Source organism: Cupriavidus sp. FW306-1B-F12B (assembly GCF_058781795.1).
Genome location: NZ_JBYSXC010000010.1, coordinates 177859 through 192682 on the forward strand (window position 1 = coordinate 177859; position 14824 = coordinate 192682).

15 protein-coding genes and 4 pseudogenes are annotated in these 14824 nt (G+C 66.4%); 10 read left to right on the forward strand and 9 right to left on the reverse strand.

The annotated features are described in order from the left end of the window. Positions 1-53: 53 nt before the first annotated feature. Positions 54-401 carry a hypothetical protein gene (locus tag AC3WLE_RS18420; RefSeq protein ID WP_010808933.1) on the reverse strand — a complete coding sequence of 116 codons (348 nt, stop codon included), beginning with the start codon at positions 399-401 and terminating at the stop codon, positions 54-56. Positions 402-696: 295 nt separating this feature from the next. On the opposite strand from AC3WLE_RS18420, the gene AC3WLE_RS18425 reads away from it, so the two are divergent. Further along, positions 697-2427, forward strand: coding sequence for a SulP family inorganic anion transporter (locus AC3WLE_RS18425; RefSeq protein ID WP_492321013.1), 1731 nt, complete (start codon positions 697-699; stop codon positions 2425-2427). Between the two features lie 36 nt (positions 2428-2463). Here the strand turns inward: AC3WLE_RS18425 and AC3WLE_RS18430 are convergent, their stop codons facing one another. Further along, positions 2464-3075: a tripartite tricarboxylate transporter substrate-binding protein gene (locus AC3WLE_RS18430; RefSeq protein ID WP_492357038.1), complete on the reverse strand. Its 612-nt coding sequence runs from the start codon at positions 3073-3075 to the stop codon at positions 2464-2466. 2 nt (positions 3076-3077) lie between these two features. Here AC3WLE_RS18430 and AC3WLE_RS18435 point away from each other — a divergent pair. From AC3WLE_RS18435 to AC3WLE_RS18455, 5 genes and pseudogenes are all read left to right on the forward strand, one after another. Continuing rightward, positions 3078-3584 (forward strand): annotated as a pseudogene (locus AC3WLE_RS18435) (zinc-binding dehydrogenase); the annotation flags it as partial. A gap of 38 nt (positions 3585-3622) precedes the next feature. After that, positions 3623-4038 (forward strand): annotated as a pseudogene (locus AC3WLE_RS18440) (TauD/TfdA dioxygenase family protein); the annotation flags it as partial. A gap of 10 nt (positions 4039-4048) precedes the next feature. Next, positions 4049-4330: pseudogene (locus AC3WLE_RS18445) on the forward strand (phosphotransferase family protein); the annotation flags it as partial. 193 nt (positions 4331-4523) lie between these two features. Continuing rightward, the gene (locus tag AC3WLE_RS18450; protein WP_010808930.1) at positions 4524-4778 is read left to right on the forward strand and encodes a hypothetical protein; all 255 of its coding nucleotides are present in this window, start codon (positions 4524-4526) and stop codon (positions 4776-4778) included. 83 nt (positions 4779-4861) lie between these two features. Continuing rightward, complete coding sequence (locus AC3WLE_RS18455; RefSeq protein ID WP_492321015.1) at positions 4862-5263, forward strand: hypothetical protein; 402 nt, start codon at positions 4862-4864, stop codon at positions 5261-5263. Here the strand turns inward: AC3WLE_RS18455 and ppk2 are convergent, their stop codons facing one another. Continuing rightward, complete coding sequence (gene ppk2 / locus AC3WLE_RS18460; RefSeq protein WP_492321016.1) at positions 5264-6148, reverse strand: polyphosphate kinase 2; 885 nt, start codon at positions 6146-6148, stop codon at positions 5264-5266. It lies immediately after the preceding gene. A gap of 340 nt (positions 6149-6488) precedes the next feature. Between ppk2 and AC3WLE_RS18465 the strand changes: the two genes are divergently transcribed. Genes AC3WLE_RS18465 through AC3WLE_RS18475 form a run of 3 tightly spaced genes read left to right on the forward strand, consistent with a single transcriptional unit; the run spans position 6489 to position 9198 of the window. Continuing rightward, a complete protein-coding gene (locus tag AC3WLE_RS18465; RefSeq protein ID WP_492357037.1) occupies positions 6489-7895 on the forward strand; it encodes a DUF3300 domain-containing protein in 1407 nt (468 codons plus the stop codon). 20 nt (positions 7896-7915) lie between these two features. Further along, positions 7916-8833: a DUF2950 domain-containing protein gene (locus AC3WLE_RS18470; RefSeq protein ID WP_492321018.1), complete on the forward strand. Its 918-nt coding sequence runs from the start codon at positions 7916-7918 to the stop codon at positions 8831-8833. Next, positions 8830-9198 (forward strand): hypothetical protein, encoded by a 369-nt coding sequence (locus AC3WLE_RS18475; protein ID WP_018315177.1) that lies wholly within the window; start codon positions 8830-8832, stop codon positions 9196-9198. The genes AC3WLE_RS18470 and AC3WLE_RS18475 overlap by 4 nt, the downstream gene beginning before the upstream one ends. A 48-nt stretch (positions 9199-9246) precedes the next feature. On the opposite strand, the pseudogene AC3WLE_RS18480 reads toward AC3WLE_RS18475, so the two are convergent. From AC3WLE_RS18480 to AC3WLE_RS18505, 6 genes and pseudogenes are all read right to left on the reverse strand, one after another. Continuing rightward, positions 9247-9489: pseudogene (locus AC3WLE_RS18480) on the reverse strand (DUF255 domain-containing protein); the annotation flags it as partial. Positions 9490-9510: 21 nt separating this feature from the next. Continuing rightward, entirely contained in the window at positions 9511-9804 is a 294-nt protein-coding gene (locus tag AC3WLE_RS18485; protein WP_492351822.1) for a hypothetical protein, read from the reverse strand. 400 nt (positions 9805-10204) lie between these two features. Beyond that, positions 10205-10492, reverse strand: coding sequence for a GYD domain-containing protein (locus AC3WLE_RS18490; RefSeq protein ID WP_492321031.1), 288 nt, complete (start codon positions 10490-10492; stop codon positions 10205-10207). A gap of 111 nt (positions 10493-10603) precedes the next feature. Beyond that, complete coding sequence (locus tag AC3WLE_RS18495; protein WP_492321032.1) at positions 10604-11632, reverse strand: TGS domain-containing protein; 1029 nt, start codon at positions 11630-11632, stop codon at positions 10604-10606. An 87-nt stretch (positions 11633-11719) separates the two neighbouring features. Next, entirely contained in the window at positions 11720-13075 is a 1356-nt protein-coding gene (locus AC3WLE_RS18500) for an MFS transporter (protein ID WP_492363586.1), read from the reverse strand. A gap of 38 nt (positions 13076-13113) precedes the next feature. Continuing rightward, on the reverse strand, positions 13114-13908 hold the full coding sequence (locus tag AC3WLE_RS18505; RefSeq protein ID WP_492357035.1) for a hypothetical protein: 795 nt from the start codon (positions 13906-13908) through the stop codon (positions 13114-13116). A 235-nt stretch (positions 13909-14143) separates the two neighbouring features. Between AC3WLE_RS18505 and AC3WLE_RS18510 the strand changes: the two genes are divergently transcribed. Further along, positions 14144-14722: an acyloxyacyl hydrolase gene (locus tag AC3WLE_RS18510; protein ID WP_492357034.1), complete on the forward strand. Its 579-nt coding sequence runs from the start codon at positions 14144-14146 to the stop codon at positions 14720-14722. The last annotated feature ends 102 nt before the right edge of the window (positions 14723-14824 follow it).

Genomic DNA, 14824 nt, shown 5'->3' on the forward strand with positions numbered 1-14824 from the left:
ATCCTGCAGCGAACCGTCCGCCACTTCCACCACGCCGTTCAGACAGATCCAGGCTAGGTGCAATTGTCGCGGTACGCCTGCTGCAGTTGCTTGCGCGTCTTGTCGCGTTCGATCTTGGGGATGGTCCGGCCCTGCGCGTTCTGCGTGCCCGGGGCGGAATGGTACGAACGCCTTTTTGATGTGGCGTTGTACTGCTCCTTCAGCTCCTCGCACTTCGCGCGTGCGGCCTCTTCGGGATCCTGGGTGGCGGCCGACGGGGGGCGATAGGGATTGGTCCCGCCCTGAACGGCATCCGATATGGCGCTCGCGGCACCCTCGGTCGATGCGCGCTGCGCCAGCGCCGCCGAGGCGCAGCCCAGTGCCACCAGGCCGGCTACCAGGCATCTCTTGGATATCGGCATCGTTCTCTCCCCGGTGATGGATAAACGGGGCATGCCCGCCAGACAACCATCATATGTGCCCGTCGCGGGATTGTCAGAAACTGATGGTTGTCGACAGCGCGGAGACCTGCGCAGGCAGCATGGCAGCACGAGGAGGTGTTGCGATGCAGCATCGGAGCGGCTCGCGGGGGCCTCGGCCTGGCGCCGCCAGCGCAATCCAAAATCCTTTTTTTCTTTGCTTCGACGCACATTTGTCGAAGCGCGACCTCCTATAGTCGATGCATACTCCTTGCCTGCCCAGGGCAGAACTCGACCCATGCAGCCCCAGAACCTGACCCCCGCCGCGCAGCGCGAAGTCGACAAGGCACCCGGATGGTTGCGCTGGCTCCCGGGACTGCTGGTGTTGAAGAACTATCAGCCGGCCTGGCTGCCGAAAGACCTCGCCGCCGGTCTGGTGCTCACGACCATGCTGGTGCCGGTCGGCATCGCCTACGCCGAGGCTTCCGGCGTGCCCGGTGTCTACGGGCTCTACGCCACCATGGTCCCGCTGCTGGTGTATGCCCTGCTTGGCCCGAGCCGGATCCTCGTGCTGGGGCCGGATTCGGCGCTGGCGGCGCCAATCCTGGCGGTGGTGTTGCAGGTCTCCGGCGGCGATCCGGGGCGCGCGGTCATGGTGGCCAGCATGATGGCGATCGTGTCGGGCGTGGTCTGCATCGTGATGGGGCTGTTGCGGCTGGGATTCATTACCGAATTGCTGTCCAAGCCGATCCGCTACGGCTATATGAACGGGATCGCGCTCACGGTGCTGGTCAGCCAGTTGCCCAAGCTGTTCGCCATCTCGATCGAAGACGCCGGCCCGCTGCGGGAGATGGTCAGCCTCGGCCAGGCGATCCTGGCCGGCGAGACCAACTGGTACAGCTTTGCGGTCGGCGCGGGCAGCCTGGTGCTGATCCTGTTGCTGAAGCGCTTCGAGCGCGTGCCCGGCATCCTGATTGCCGTGATCGTCGCGACGCTGGCCGTCAGCATGTTCGATCTCGACCAGCACGGGGTGAAAGTGCTGGGCAAGACCCCGCAAGGGCTGCCGGGCTTTGTCGTACCCTGGGTCAGTGGCGCGGACCTGGTTGCGATCCTGCTGGGAAGCATTGCTGTCGCGCTGATCTCGTTCGCCGATACCAGCGTGCTGTCGCGCACCTTTGCCGCGCGCACCAACACCCGCGTCGACCCGAACCAGGAGATGGTCGGCCTGGGCGCCGCCAACCTGGCTGCGGGATTCTTCCAGGGCTTTCCGATCAGCAGCAGCGCATCGCGCACGCCGGTGGCCGAAGCCGCGGGCGCGAAGACCCAGCTCACCGGTGTGGTCGGCGCGCTGGCCGTGGCGGTGCTGCTGATGTTCGCGCCCAACCTGCTGCAGTACCTGCCCAACAGCGCGCTGGCTGCGGTCGTGATCGCAGCGGCGATCGGCCTGTTCGAGTTCGCGGACCTGAAGCGCATCTACCGCATCCAGCAGTGGGAGTTCTGGCTGTCGATGGTCTGCTTTGCCGCGGTCGCCGTGTTCGGGGCGATCCCGGGGATCATCCTGGCGGTGGTCCTTGCAGTGATCGAATTCCTGTGGGACGGCTGGCGGCCGCACTATGCCGTGCTCGGCCGTGTCGAGGGCCTGCGCGGCTACCACGACACCAAGCGCTACCCGGATGCCGAGCGCATCGACGGGCTGCTGCTGTTCCGCTGGGATGCGCCGCTGTTCTTCGCCAATGCCGAGCTGTTCCAGGCGCGCCTGATGGAAGCGATCGACGAATCGCCGACACCCGTGCGCAGGGTGGTGGTGGCGGCCGAACCGGTGACCAGCGTCGACGTCACCTCGGCCGACATGCTGCGTGAACTGAGCGGCATCCTGCGCGAGCGCGGCATCGCGCTGCATTTTGCCGAGATGAAGGACCCGGTGCGCGACAAGCTCAAGCGCTTCGAGCTGATGGAGGCGATTGGCGACAAGAACTTCCACCCCACGGTGGGCAGTGCGGTGGATGATTACGTCGGCAAGCCAGCCTGAACCGTTACGGTCCAGGCTGGTTGCGCCGCGCGCCGGCTACTCCAGCCGGAACCCGGTCTGCTTGATGGCGAGCGCCCATTTCTTCAGCTCTGCCGCCATGAACGTCGCAAGCTGGTCCGGAGAACTCTGGCTGGCTGGCTCATAGCCCTTGCTGGCAAGCTGCTGGCGCACACCTGGCGCATTCAGCGCCTTGTCGATTTCCTTGCTCAGCAGCGCAACGATCTCCCTGGGCGTGCCGGCAGGCGCGACCAGGCCATACCATTCGCTGGCCTCGATGCCCGGAAAGCCTGCTTCCGCCATGGTCGGCACATCGGGGAACAACGGCAGCCGCTGCTTGCCGGCCACGGCGATGCCCTTGAGCTGGCCGCCCTTGACGAACGGCATCACCGCCGGCACGCCGTGGAACATCATGTGGATATGGCCGCCCACCATGTCGGTCAGCGCCTGGGGTCCGCCCTTGTACGGCGCGTGCACGACGTTGATATGCGCGGTTTCCTTGAACACCTCGCTGATCACGTTCTGCTGGGTGCCCGGGCCGGGCGAGGCATAGCTGAGCTTGCCGGGCTCCGCCTTGGCCCGTGCCACCAGTTCCTTGACCGAGCCGCCCACGGACGGGTTGACCACCAGCATGTACGGCGAGCTTGCCATCAGCCCCGCTGATGGGCGCCAGGCCCGTGATCGCGTCCTCGCGCTCGGCGGCCAAGCTGGACAAGATCAGCCAGTTCGGCGTGGATGTCGGCATCGATGCCTCGCGGGACGACCAGGTCGAGGCGGTCTTGCAGGCCACCGACAACAAGGGCGTCGACATCATCATCGATACCGTCGGCGGCCCGGTGTTCGAGGCCAACATGAAGAGCCTCGCGGTCAAGGGCCGCCTGGTGAATATCGCGCGGCTGGGCTCGGCGACCGCCCAGATCGACCTGGCGCAGCTCTGGCTCAAGCGCCTGCAGCTGATCGGCGTGATCTTCCGCACCCGCACGGAACAGGAGCGGCTGGAATGCATCCAGGCCTGCGCGCGCGACATGCTGCCCTTTTTGCGCGCGGGCCGCGTGCGGCTGCCGATCGACCGGACCTTTGCCATGACCGACATCGACGCCGCGCATGCGTACATGAAGCAAGACCAGCACGTCGGCAAGATCGTGTTGCTGGTCGACTGATTCCACAGAGAAGCGATAGATAAGAGGAGACATGATGAATGACAATCCAGATCAAGCCGCTGACCGGCTCCGTGGCCGCAGCCGTGACCGGTGTCGACCTGAACCAGCCGCTCGACGATGCCAGCTTCGAGATCCTGCACCGGGCATTCCTGGAGCATGGCGTGCTGGTGTTCCGCGGCCAGCAGCTACAGCCGGCTGCACAGGTCGCGTTCGCCCGGCGCTGGGGCAAGCCGGTGCAGGGCAACCCGCTGCTCAGGGGCCTGACCGAGTTCCCGGAACTGGCTCAGGTCACCAGGATCCCGAACCGCCTCGACCGAGGCCTGGCATTCCGACTCGATCTATACCGAGGTGCCGCCGAAGATCTCGATCCTGTCGGCGGTCACCATCCCCACCGGCGGTGACACCATGTGGTGCAACCAGTACGTCTCGTACGACCGCCTGTCGCCGGCGATCCCACCGAGCCCCGCGTCATCGGCGTGCTCGACCTGCAGGCGCTGGGCATTCCCGACGAGGCAACCTACCTGCGCTGGTACGGCGAGACCAACGGCACGCACGCGCTCGAGCACTGGGACTTTTACCTTGCCTACAACTTCTTCCGGCTCGCGGCGATCATGCACGGCATCGGGCAGCGTGCCAGGAGCGGCAACGCCGCCGCGGCAGATGCCGTGGAGACAGGCAGGAAGGCGGTGCCGCTGGCCGAACTGGGGTGGCAATTCGCGATGCGCTACCGCGCGGCAGGGCGCTAGCGTCGGCGCGGTCCGGCGCCAGCCGGATCGAATCCGCCGCAGGTGACGGAATCTGCCCTGGACTCCTTATCGGGAATCAAAGTTTGCCTTCCGATCCGGCCTGGCTTAAAGATAGGAAGGGGAGATGGGTCCGCGGATTCATGGCCGCATCGGAACCGGGCTGTCTGGCATCCCGAGACTTCAGGAGACGTCAATGAGTGTGCTGATGCTTGTGAATATCGATACGGCGACAACCGACGAGGAAATCCAGGAGTTCATCGGTCGCTACGGCTTCCCGGCCTGCGATGAGATCGAACGCGTTCCGGGAGACGGCACCCGCCCGGCGGTGTCGCTGCATTTCAATTCGGTCGATGGGGCCGCGCTGCGGCTGCTGCAGCCGCGCATCAACCACCTGTTCTGGAAGCAGCGCAAGGTGGACGCGATGGTGCTGACCGAGCGCTTCGAATAGGCCGCTGCCGCGGCTGGCGGGCATGTGGATCCGGTGCTTCCGCGCTTGCCCGATTGGGGGCGTGCCATGGCGGAGGAGGCAAGATGAGCAGGCGATACACGATCCTGCACGCGCTGGCATGCAGTGCCGCAATGCTGGCGGGTGCAATGTCGGCGGGGCCGGCCGTTGCCTATTTTGACCACTACCTGGGCGGCACCATCGTCGGCACGCTTACCCAGGACCAGCTCACGGCGTTGACGGCTGTCTTCCGCAGGACCCTGGAGCAGGGCGCCGACGGCGCCCGCATGACGTTCAGGCTGCCGCCCGACACGCGCGAGCGGCAGGTCGAAGGTTCCTTCACGCCATTGCAGTCCCGGCGCGACCACGGCGACCGCTGCCGGCAACTGCGCAGTGAATTCCGCCGGGCCGGCGAAACCGAAGCCTGGACCGGGTGGTACTGCAAGGAGAAGGACGGCAACTGGAGGTCGCGCAAGCTGCCGAAGTAGCTAGTACCGCTCTTCGACGTACCGATAGGGATAGTCGGGCTCCCGGTATCCACCCGCCTTCTGCCTGGCAGGCAGCTTGACTGGCTTGCGTTCGATCGCCTGGTACGGGATCTGTGCCAGCAGGTGCGTGATGATGTTCAGGCGCGCCCGGCGCTTGTCATTGGAATTGGCCACATGCCATGGGGCATAGTCGGTATCGGATGCGGCAAACATGGCGTCGCGCGCGCGTGAATAGTCGTACCAGCGGCTGTACGAACGCAAGTCCATGTCAGTGAGCTTCCAGAGCTTGCGGCCGTCCTTGATGCGTCCCTGCAGGCGGCGGGTCTGCTCCTCCGGGCTGACCTCGAGCCAGTACTTGATCAGGATGATGCCGGAATGCACGATGGCGCGTTCGACCAGTGGGACGGCGCGCAGAAACTCGTCGGCCTGCGCTTCGGAGCAGAATCCCATCACGCGTTCGACGCCGGCGCGGTTGTACCAGCTCCGGTCGAAGATGACGATTTCTCCCGCGGCGGGCAGGTGCGGCAGGTAGCGCTGCACGTACATCTGGCTCTTTTCGCGGTCGGTCGGAGCGGGCAGGGCGATCACGCGGAAAATGCGCGGGCTGACGCGTTCCGTGATGGCCTTGATGGCGCCGCCCTTGCCGGCACCGTCGCGCCCTTCGAACACCACGCAGACCTTGCTGCCGCTGGCCTGCACCCATTGCTGAAGTTTGACCAGCTCGACATGAAGGGTGAAGAGCGCCTTCTGGTATTCCTTCTCCGACATGCGCTCGCGCTGCTGCTGGTCCGGATTTTCATCGAGGCGTTCAGCCGGGCCTGGTTCGCGCGGCGGCTCCGCCTGGCTCCCGTTGTCGCCGTGGCGCTTCCCTTTTCGCTTGGCCATGATCTTCCTCCACTGACGTACCGGTGCCTTGAGGGTCCGGTCATGCACCTTCAAACCTGGGCGTACCGCTTGCATGCGCGCTGGCGGCTCGTTTCTACGATAGGAACAAAATCGGGGGAAATCCTCATGCCGGTCCGTTTTCCTGTCGCAACCCTTGCCGGGCGGCGACCGGAATTCGGTTGAATTTCAATGTCTTCCGTACTACCTTCGTAGCGCGTATGGAGCAATATCCGCTCCGTATGCCGGCTGGCAATGGCGCGCGGCTGGAGAACATCCTCCAGCCCGGCGCGCTGCCCCAGTACGCCTCGGATGGTTCCGTCACCGGCTGCGAGGAGGGAACATGGCCTTTCTGGTCAGGCGGCTGCTCAGGTCCGGCTGCGCATGGCTGTTGGTCGCGCTGGTAGCGGGAGCGGGCGGCGCCGCTGCCCAAGACTTACAGAACCCGCCACCCACCTTCAAGCCCGAAGAGCTAGAGGCGCTGGTCGCACCGATCGCGCTCTATCCCGATTCCGTGTTGTCGCAGGTGCTGATGGCCTCCACCTATCCGCTGGAGATCGTGCACGCGGCACGCTGGGTCAAGGCCAATCCCAAGGTCAAGGGCGACGCCGCGGTCAAGGCCGTGGCCGACCAGCCCTGGGATGTCAGCGTGAAGTCGCTGGTGGCCTTCCCGCAGGTGCTTGAGCCGATGAACGACAAGCTCGACTGGACGCAGAAGCTGGGCGATGCCTTCCTGGCTCAGGAGAAAGACGTGCTGGCCGCGGTCCAGCGGCTGCGCAACAAGGCCCAGCAATCCGGCAACCTCAAGACCACCGAACAGCAGAAGGTCATTGTCGAGCCCGCGACCACGGCGGCGCCGGGCGTGCAGACCGTGGTGCGCATCGAACCGGCCGACCCGCAGGTCATCTACGTCCCGGCCTACAACCCCACCGTGGTCTACGGTTCCTGGGGTTATCCGTCCTACCCGCCGTACTACTGGCCGCCTTATCCCGCCTACTACCCGGGCGCCGCGCTGGCCACGGGCTTTGCCTGGGGCATCGGGCTGGCCGCCGCCGGGGCGATCTTCGGCAACTGCAACTGGGGCGGCGGCGACGTGAACATCAATGTCAACCGGGCCACCAATATCGACCGCAACTTCGACCGCACCAAGGTACAGGCGGGCGGGCGCTGGCAGCACGACGCCAGTCACCGCCAGGGCGTGGCCTACCGCGACAATGCCACCCGCGAGAAATTCTCGCGCGATGTGCCAGGCGGGGACCGGCGCAATGAGTTCCGCGGCCGCGAGGGCGGTGCCGGCGTGTCCGACCGCGCGGCGCGCGACCGGGCAGGCGGGCAGGACCGGCCGGGTGCCGGGGATCGGGCCGGAGATCGGGCGGGAGACCGGGCCGGTGATCGCGCTGGCGAACGGGGCGGTGATCGGGCCGGGGTCTCTGACCGGGCCGGAGTCTCCGATCGAGGCGGCGTATCTGACCGGGCCGGTGCATCGGACCGCGCGGGGGCCGCCGACCGGTCGCGGGGCGGCGGTGAACGGGCCACCACCGTAGCCGACCGCGGCGGCGGTGGCGGGCGGGACAACGCCTTCCAGGGCGTAGGCGGCGGCGCGGCGTCGCAGCGCGACTTTGATCGCGGACGCGCCAGCATGCAATCGGCCGGAGGCCGCGCAGGCGGCGGCTTCAGCGGCGGCGGGGGCCGTGGTGGCGGCGGCTTCGGCGGCGGCCGTGGCGGTGGCGGACGCGGTGGCAGGCGCTAGCGGACCAGGGAGTCTCGATCATGACGTCACCACTAAGCCTTGCCCGATCCCTGCCTGGCCGCCCGGCCTGCGCGGTGGCGCTTGCGCTCGCGCTGACCGTTGCCGGCATGCACGCCGCGCACGCGCAGAAGCCCTTCAAAACCCCCGAGGCCGCCATGAACGCCTTTGGCGAGGCAGTCGCCGCCAGCGACGACGATGCCATGAAGGTGCTGCTGGGCGCCAAATTCCACGACCTGATCCCGCCAGTCGGCGCCGACATCCGCTACCGCTTTCTCGAGGCCTGGCGGATCTCGCATGCGGTCAAGCCAGAGGGCGACAGCCATGCCCGCATCGCCGTAGGCAATGACGGCTGGACCCTGCCAGTGCCGCTGGTGAAGACATCGAAGGGCTGGCAGTTCGATACGCGTGCCGGGGTCGACGAGATGCGCATACGCCGCATCGGCCGCAATGAACTCTCGGTGATCCAGACCATGCTGGCGATCTACGACGCCCAGCGCGAATACGCCCGGACCGACCATGACGGCGACGGCCTGCTGGCCTACGCAGGCAAGCTTGCGAGTACGCCGGGCAAGCAGGACGGGCTGTACTGGCCGACATCGGATGGCGCACCGCCCAGCCCGCTCGGGGCCGCATTCCTGACGGCCGGCAAGCGCAATCCGGGGCAGGGCGGCTATTACGGCTATCACTACAAGCTGCTGACGGCCCAGGGCCCCAACGCACCCGGCGGCGCGTACAACTATGTCGTCAATGGCAAGCTGTTCGGCGGCTTCGCCGTGCTGGCCTGGCCGGTGCGGTATGGCGATACCGGCGTGAAGAGCTTCATGGTCAGCCACGATGGCCAGGTCTATGAACGCGACCTGGGCACCGACAGCGCCGGCAAGGCCGCGGCGACCAAGACCTTCGATCCCGGCCCTGGCTGGAGCAAGGTGACGCCATGAAGCATGGGCTCGGGCTCCTGGCGGGCGTTGCCGTGTTCGCCGCAGTGCCGGTGCTGACGGCATGCTATCCCTACCCTTACCCCGCCGAGGTGGTCCCGACCACCTACCCGGGGCTGCAGCCCAGCCGCTACGACCGCGCCTTTGCCGCGGCCGCCGGCGCCATGCGCGACCAGGGCGTGGCGATCAGCACCGAGGATGCCGTGGCCGGCACGGTGGAAGGAACCCGCAACAACCTGCCGGTGAGGGCCAGCGTGCGCCGCCAGGCCGACGGCACAGTGCGGGTGCAGTTCGACGGCACCGACCCGTCGGATCCGCGTCTGCTCGAGCGCATCTCACGCAGCTACGATGCGCGCATGGGCCGCTGAGGTCTGGGGGATCTTCTGGTAAATGTCGTCGAGGTCGGGTCGCTCCTACCGGTCGACCTTGATGCTGATGGACCGTTCGTTCATCAGGCCGGCGATCCGGGGATTCTCGAACGATTCGTGCGCCATGACGTGGCACCAGTGGCAGGTGGCGTAGCCAATCGAAAGCAGAACCGGCTTGTCGTCGTCGCGCGCGCGGCGAAACGCCTGTTCGCACCAGGAATACCAGTCGACAGGATTCTCCGCGTGTTGCCGGAGGTAAGGCGAGGTTTCTGTGGCGAGCCGGTTTGTCATCATGGTCTCTGGCTTCCGGCATCAGGCCACCCCAACCCCTTGGGACCAGCACTGGTATCGCCAGGTAAAGCCATCGCGCGGTGGCATGGCGCTGGCGGGTGCCCCACCGCCACGATAGGCAAAGGTGTACAGCAGCAGCGCCGTGCGCCGCGAAGAATACCGGTCCCGCAGGGGCATGGCCTCCCTTGCTGGCCACCAGCGCGGTGCAAGCAGCGCGCCGCTGACATAGGCCAGGCCGCAGTGCCCCCAGCCGGCGGCAGACAGCTGCCACAGCCAGCGGTAGCCGGCGTTCGGAGGGCGTGAGCGGGCGCGCATGCGACTCCTTGTTTCAGTTCGGATCAGGTACGGCTCAGATCCGATCCGTCCACTTTTGCATTACCCGATCGCTCGATGGCGGCGCACGCGAGGCGAGTGGTCAACATCGCCCCATGCCACCAATAAAAAGAGCACCTTCTGCAGGTGCCCAGCGCTTCAATCGGGGTGCGTCCGAACCGGGTCAGCAACTTATGATCCGGTCCGGACTTGCAGGCATATGTCGCCTGCACGATCACGCTTCATCCGGCAGATCAGCCAGGAAACATGATCGTTTCGCCGACCTACCTTCGCTTTACTCAAGCGTGTCTCAGTCAGCACTTTCAGTATAGGGCAGCCGACGGTCAGGTCAACCTGAATCTGGCTGCGCCGCCGCGCGCGCGGCCTGGTCCGTCGATCGGCGCTACAGGGCCGCGATGAACTCGTCCCACGGCGTTGCTTGCAGCGTCTCGGTCGCGGCGTGTCCATAGCCGCGGATGATCAACGCCGCACGCTCGAGCTGCTTCAGGTCGTCCGTCTCGACAATGTCCACCACGTCAAAGCGCCCGAGTGTCAGATAGCTGTCCTTCCAGGTGACGGCAGGGCATTCGGCCTTGATTTTCTCGGCCACCGTGGCGGCGAGCTGCTTCATGTCCCTGGGATCCGTGAACGCATCAGGAGCGAGACGGCTGAGGATGACGTATGTAGTCATGGCATACCTCCGTGCAAGAAATTGCTCCACAAACCGGCACGGCAGTCATGCGGGAACAACCGGCCGCAGGTCTTTCAGTCTATGCCATCGGCGCTCGCGCCATGGCTTTGGTCAGCCATGCGCCTGCGAATGCAGTTCCACCACGTCATGATCGGCTACCGGATGATCGGCGCCCACCTGCTGGCCGCTGAACTTGCCACTGCCCCAGATGCGGGCGAACTTGAATGTACGCGCGAGATCGGGGTGCACGCGCAAGGCGACATCGAGCACGGTGTCGCCGCGGCGCATCGTAAAAGGCCGACGCTGGTCGACGGGTTTCCCGGGTGCCTTGGTGTAGACACGCACGATCCCCAGGGCCTTGAAAAGGAACGGACCGACCGCGGCCAGTCCGCGCCCGTCGGTTGCCGAGGTTGCGAGCGCCGGAAAGCGTACACCGAGCAGGTCTTCGAGCACGGCCGCGTCTTCCGGGTTGGCGAGATCAGTCTTGTTGGCCAGCAGCAGCGCGGGGAGGTGAACACTGAACGGGTCAGCCACCGGTTCCGCCGTCGTCCCAGGGCTGTCGGCCTGACCCGGCCAGCGCTCCGACAGGATGATCTTCGCCTCGGCGAGCCGCCGCAGAATCAATGCCAACTGTTCTGTACAGTCTGGCGCGCTCAGGTCGACCACCAGCAGTACGCCGTCTGTCGCGCGCAATATGTCAGTGAGCCCGGGTTGCATGAAGTCGACGGATACCGGTGGCAGATCCACCAGCTGAAAAGCAATGTCGTCGAGCGGCAACATGGCGGGGACCGGCACCTGCGTAGAGTGGGGGTAGGGCCCGGCCCCGCTGCCCGATCCTGTCAGCCTCGCGTGCAGGCTGGATTTTCCCGCGCCGGGCGGGCCGATCAGGCAGAGCTGGGCCGCGCCTTCGGGATGCACCGCATGTGCCGGCCCTCTGTGCGCGCCCTTCCCGTGGCCCGCAGATGCCTGGGTGAGTTCCCTGATCCGCGACTTGATATCGGCCTGCAGATGCTCCGTCCCCTTGTGTTTCGGGATGACACGGAGCATTTCCTTCAGGCATTCGAGCTGCTCGCGCGGCTGGCGTGCCTGCCGATAGGCTTGTTCGGCCTGCTTGTACTCTGGGGTGAGGTTTGCTGGCATGGGCTGTCGCCAGAGTTTCAGCGTCCGGAAGCCGAAAGGGCGATCCAATCGCCAAAGGGCAGTTGCATTAGCCTATCATCCGCGCTGCTAATGGCAAGCAGGGCTGGCAGTGGCGGCGCCGTACCCGGTCTCGAGCCTGACCATGCGCTCGGCGCGCAAGGCAGTCCGCCGGCCCCGCACGGTGTTGACCCCGCACAGCAGGCCCAGCCCGACCACGAAGTAGCTGCCGGTGACCAGCAGCGCCTGCCGGTGATCGCCGCCCGTCAGCCAGCTTGCCATGCCATAGGTCAGCGGCCCGGCGATCGAGGCCAGCTTGACCGCCAGGCCCCACAGACCGAAGAACTCGGCCGCGCGCGAGGGCGGGGCCAGCAGCCCCACCATGGCCCGTCCCGCGGACTGGGCGGCGCCCAGGCACAGGCCGGCCACGTTGGCGGCAAGCCAGAACAGCGGCGCTTCGCGCGCGGCGTGCGCCAGCAGGATGGTCAGGATCCAGCCCAGCAGCGTCAGGGCAATGGCGCGCACGTGTCCGATGCGGTCCTGCACCGGGCCGAACAGGAAGGCGCCGGCCGCCGCCGTCAGGTTGACCACCAGCACCAGGATCAGGGTCTGCTGCATGGTGAAGCCCATGGCCTGGTTGGCGTAGATTGCGGTCAGCGTGATCACCGCCTGGATGCCGGCCTGGTAGAACAGGGTGCACAGCAGGAAGCGGCGCAGGTCCCTGAACTGGCGCAGCTGGCCCAGGCGTTGCCATACCCTGGCCCAGGCCGTGCCGCGGACCGGTTCGCCAGCCGGCGCGGACGCAGCGATCCGTGGCGCGCCGCGGTCGCGCAGCAGCAGGAAGGTCGGCAGGCTCGCCAGGGCAAAGATGGCCGCCGTGATCAGCATGGTGACGGGAACGAACTGGCTGGCGACGTGGCCGCGTGCGCTGGCCCAGTTGACATAGAGCAGGCATGCGCCCAGCGTGACCAGGCCACCGATATAGCCAAGGCTCCAGCCCCATCCCGATACCCTGCCCAGGGCGCGGGAGGTGGAGAGCGACGGCAGGAAGGCCGCGATCAGGTTTTCGCCGCTGCCGAAGAAGAAGTTGGACAGGACCACGCACAGGATGGCCAGGCCAAGGGTGCCGGGCTGCGCAAAATAGAGCAGGGCGGTGAACACCACGCAACCCGCCGTCGTCACCGCAAGCAGCGGCTTCTTGGCTGCGCGCAGGTCGGCGTAGGCACCGACCAGCGGCGCGCTGAGCACCACCAGCGCATAGGAGAGCGAAAGCGCCGCGGTCCACGCCAGCGTGGCCCAGGGCGCATCGCCGGCCACCACGGCGACGAAGTAGGCATTGAACAGCGCGGTGATGACCACCGTGGTGTAGCCGGAGTTGGCAAAGTCGTACATGGCCCATGCCCACACTTCGCGTGGCCGTACATCGACGCCCAGGGCAGAGGGCATGCGGGGCGCGCGAGCGTGGCTACCCGGTTGGGGCACGGTCATGTTCCTTCCTCCACGATGCGGCGCCGCTTCAGCCGAAGCAGGACGCCATAGACGGCCAGTGCCGCGAACACGTGCTTGAGCGTGTGCCCGCTGACCAGCCCGGTGAGCGCGGCGACCTGGTGGTCCAGCACATCGCAAGCCAGGGCCAGCACATAGCAGCCGGTGATGGCCAGCACCTCCCGGTCGCCAGTGTAGCGCGGCGCATAGAGGCAGAGCAGCAGCGGCACCACCAGCATGGCCCATGCCTGAACCAGCAGGTAAGGACGCAGGTCGCCGATGCCGCGGGTTTCGCTCCAGGCCCAGTAGCCGACGCTGGCCGGCCCCGCGATCAGCAGCAGCGGCAGCAGCCGCAAGCCGGCCCTGAGGCTGACCCGCTCGCACACATTGGCGCCCAGCCAGCACATCAGCGCGAACGCAAGCGGGGCCCTGTCCCATACCAGCCGCTGGTTGTCCGGTGCAAGGTGGTAATAGGCGGAGCCCAGGCCCACCAGGAAGACGGCGAAGAAAAGCAGCCGGTAAGGCCAGGCCTCCGCTGGCGCGATAAAGGCGCGGCTGGCGGCCGTGGTGCCCAGATAGCGCAGGCCGGCCGCGCCCGCGAGCAGGAACAGCAGATTGGAGCCGATGTCGAGGCAGTGGGGCGCGCCGAAGCAGACGTAAGGGTCGGCATAACGATGGTATTGCGGCGGCTGCGCGATGCGCGGCAGCAGCCAGGCCGCGGTGGCCATGGCCGCCACCAGCAGCCAGACTGCGGCGGCTTTGGCGGCAGGGCGGGCTTGTCGGCAGGCGCGCATGATGGCTTCCTTCCGCTGGTGGGCGGCCCTGTGACCGCCGCGTACTACCAAGTTTCGACAATTGTGCGTGGCTTTGCCAATTCTTTAGCCGTGACTGCGCATTGTTCCGGCATTGGAACACTGTGTTTGCTTCTGGCAGGCTTCCGCAAATCTGAAGGGCTGCTATCTTCGAGCGCCGTGACCAGAACAAAGTGGCAGCGCCGCGATACACGCCGACGCTGCCCGAAATCCGCGGATGTCAGTGAAGAAGGCAATCTCATCAAGCCGGCTGGCGCACGTTGCTGCCGCCGTTCCCTTTGCGGCCTGGCTGTGCGCGCTGCCGGCCGCAGCCGACGCGGCAACCTTCTCGATGCAGGGCGGCTATGGCCGCGACAACCGCCACGGTGTTGAAAAATACGAAGTGGCCGCGCGCTGGGACGATATCGTGCAGTGGCAGTGGTCCAGCCGCCTTGCGCTGTCCCTGGACGGCGAGGTCAATGTCGCGAACTGGCGGGCGCTGTCGTCCCGGCCGTCGAGCCAGTTGACTGAGTTCGGCGTGTCACCGATCTTCCGCCTCAGCTATGCGGGCGAATACGCGACGCCGTTTGTTGAAGCCTCAGTGGGTTTGCGCGTGCTCAGCCATACCGAGATCGCCGACGGCCATCGCATGGGCTCGGCTTTCCAGTTTTCCGACATGGTTGGCGTTGGCATTGCCTTCGGCAAGGCGCAGCGGCTCGCCATCGGCTACCGCTTCCAGCACCTGTCCAATGCCGGCATCAAGCACCCCAATCCCGGCACCAACTTCAGCATGGGCTACGTGCGCTACCGCTTCTGACGGGGGGGCGGCCGGGCATCGTTCCAGCCGCAGGACACTGCATCGCAATCCCACCGCCTACCGCGCATCGTCTGTGCCACCTATCATTGCTCCATGGATCAT

Bases quoted from the DNA above. Each gene is read 5' to 3' on its own strand.
- AC3WLE_RS18420 (WP_010808933.1), bottom strand. From the start codon at position 401: ATGCCGATATCCAAGAGATGCCTGGTAGCCGGCCTGGTGGCACTGGGC.
- AC3WLE_RS18425 (WP_492321013.1), top strand. From the start codon at position 697: ATGCAGCCCCAGAACCTGACCCCCGCCGCGCAGCGCGAAGTCGACAAG.
- AC3WLE_RS18430 (WP_492357038.1), bottom strand. From the start codon at position 3,075: ATGGCAAGCTCGCCGTACATGCTGGTGGTCAACCCGTCCGTGGGCGGC.
- AC3WLE_RS18450 (WP_010808930.1), top strand. From the start codon at position 4,524: ATGAGTGTGCTGATGCTTGTGAATATCGATACGGCGACAACCGACGAG.
- AC3WLE_RS18455 (WP_492321015.1), top strand. From the start codon at position 4,862: ATGAGCAGGCGATACACGATCCTGCACGCGCTGGCATGCAGTGCCGCA.
- ppk2 (WP_492321016.1), bottom strand. From the start codon at position 6,148: ATGGCCAAGCGAAAAGGGAAGCGCCACGGCGACAACGGGAGCCAGGCG.
- AC3WLE_RS18465 (WP_492357037.1), top strand. From the start codon at position 6,489: ATGGCCTTTCTGGTCAGGCGGCTGCTCAGGTCCGGCTGCGCATGGCTG.
- AC3WLE_RS18470 (WP_492321018.1), top strand. From the start codon at position 7,916: ATGACGTCACCACTAAGCCTTGCCCGATCCCTGCCTGGCCGCCCGGCC.
- AC3WLE_RS18475 (WP_018315177.1), top strand. From the start codon at position 8,830: ATGAAGCATGGGCTCGGGCTCCTGGCGGGCGTTGCCGTGTTCGCCGCA.
- AC3WLE_RS18485 (WP_492351822.1), bottom strand. From the start codon at position 9,804: ATGCGCGCCCGCTCACGCCCTCCGAACGCCGGCTACCGCTGGCTGTGG.
- AC3WLE_RS18490 (WP_492321031.1), bottom strand. From the start codon at position 10,492: ATGACTACATACGTCATCCTCAGCCGTCTCGCTCCTGATGCGTTCACG.
- AC3WLE_RS18495 (WP_492321032.1), bottom strand. From the start codon at position 11,632: ATGCCAGCAAACCTCACCCCAGAGTACAAGCAGGCCGAACAAGCCTAT.
- AC3WLE_RS18500 (WP_492363586.1), bottom strand. From the start codon at position 13,075: ATGCCCTCTGCCCTGGGCGTCGATGTACGGCCACGCGAAGTGTGGGCA.
- AC3WLE_RS18505 (WP_492357035.1), bottom strand. From the start codon at position 13,908: ATGCGCGCCTGCCGACAAGCCCGCCCTGCCGCCAAAGCCGCCGCAGTC.
- AC3WLE_RS18510 (WP_492357034.1), top strand. From the start codon at position 14,144: ATGTCAGTGAAGAAGGCAATCTCATCAAGCCGGCTGGCGCACGTTGCT.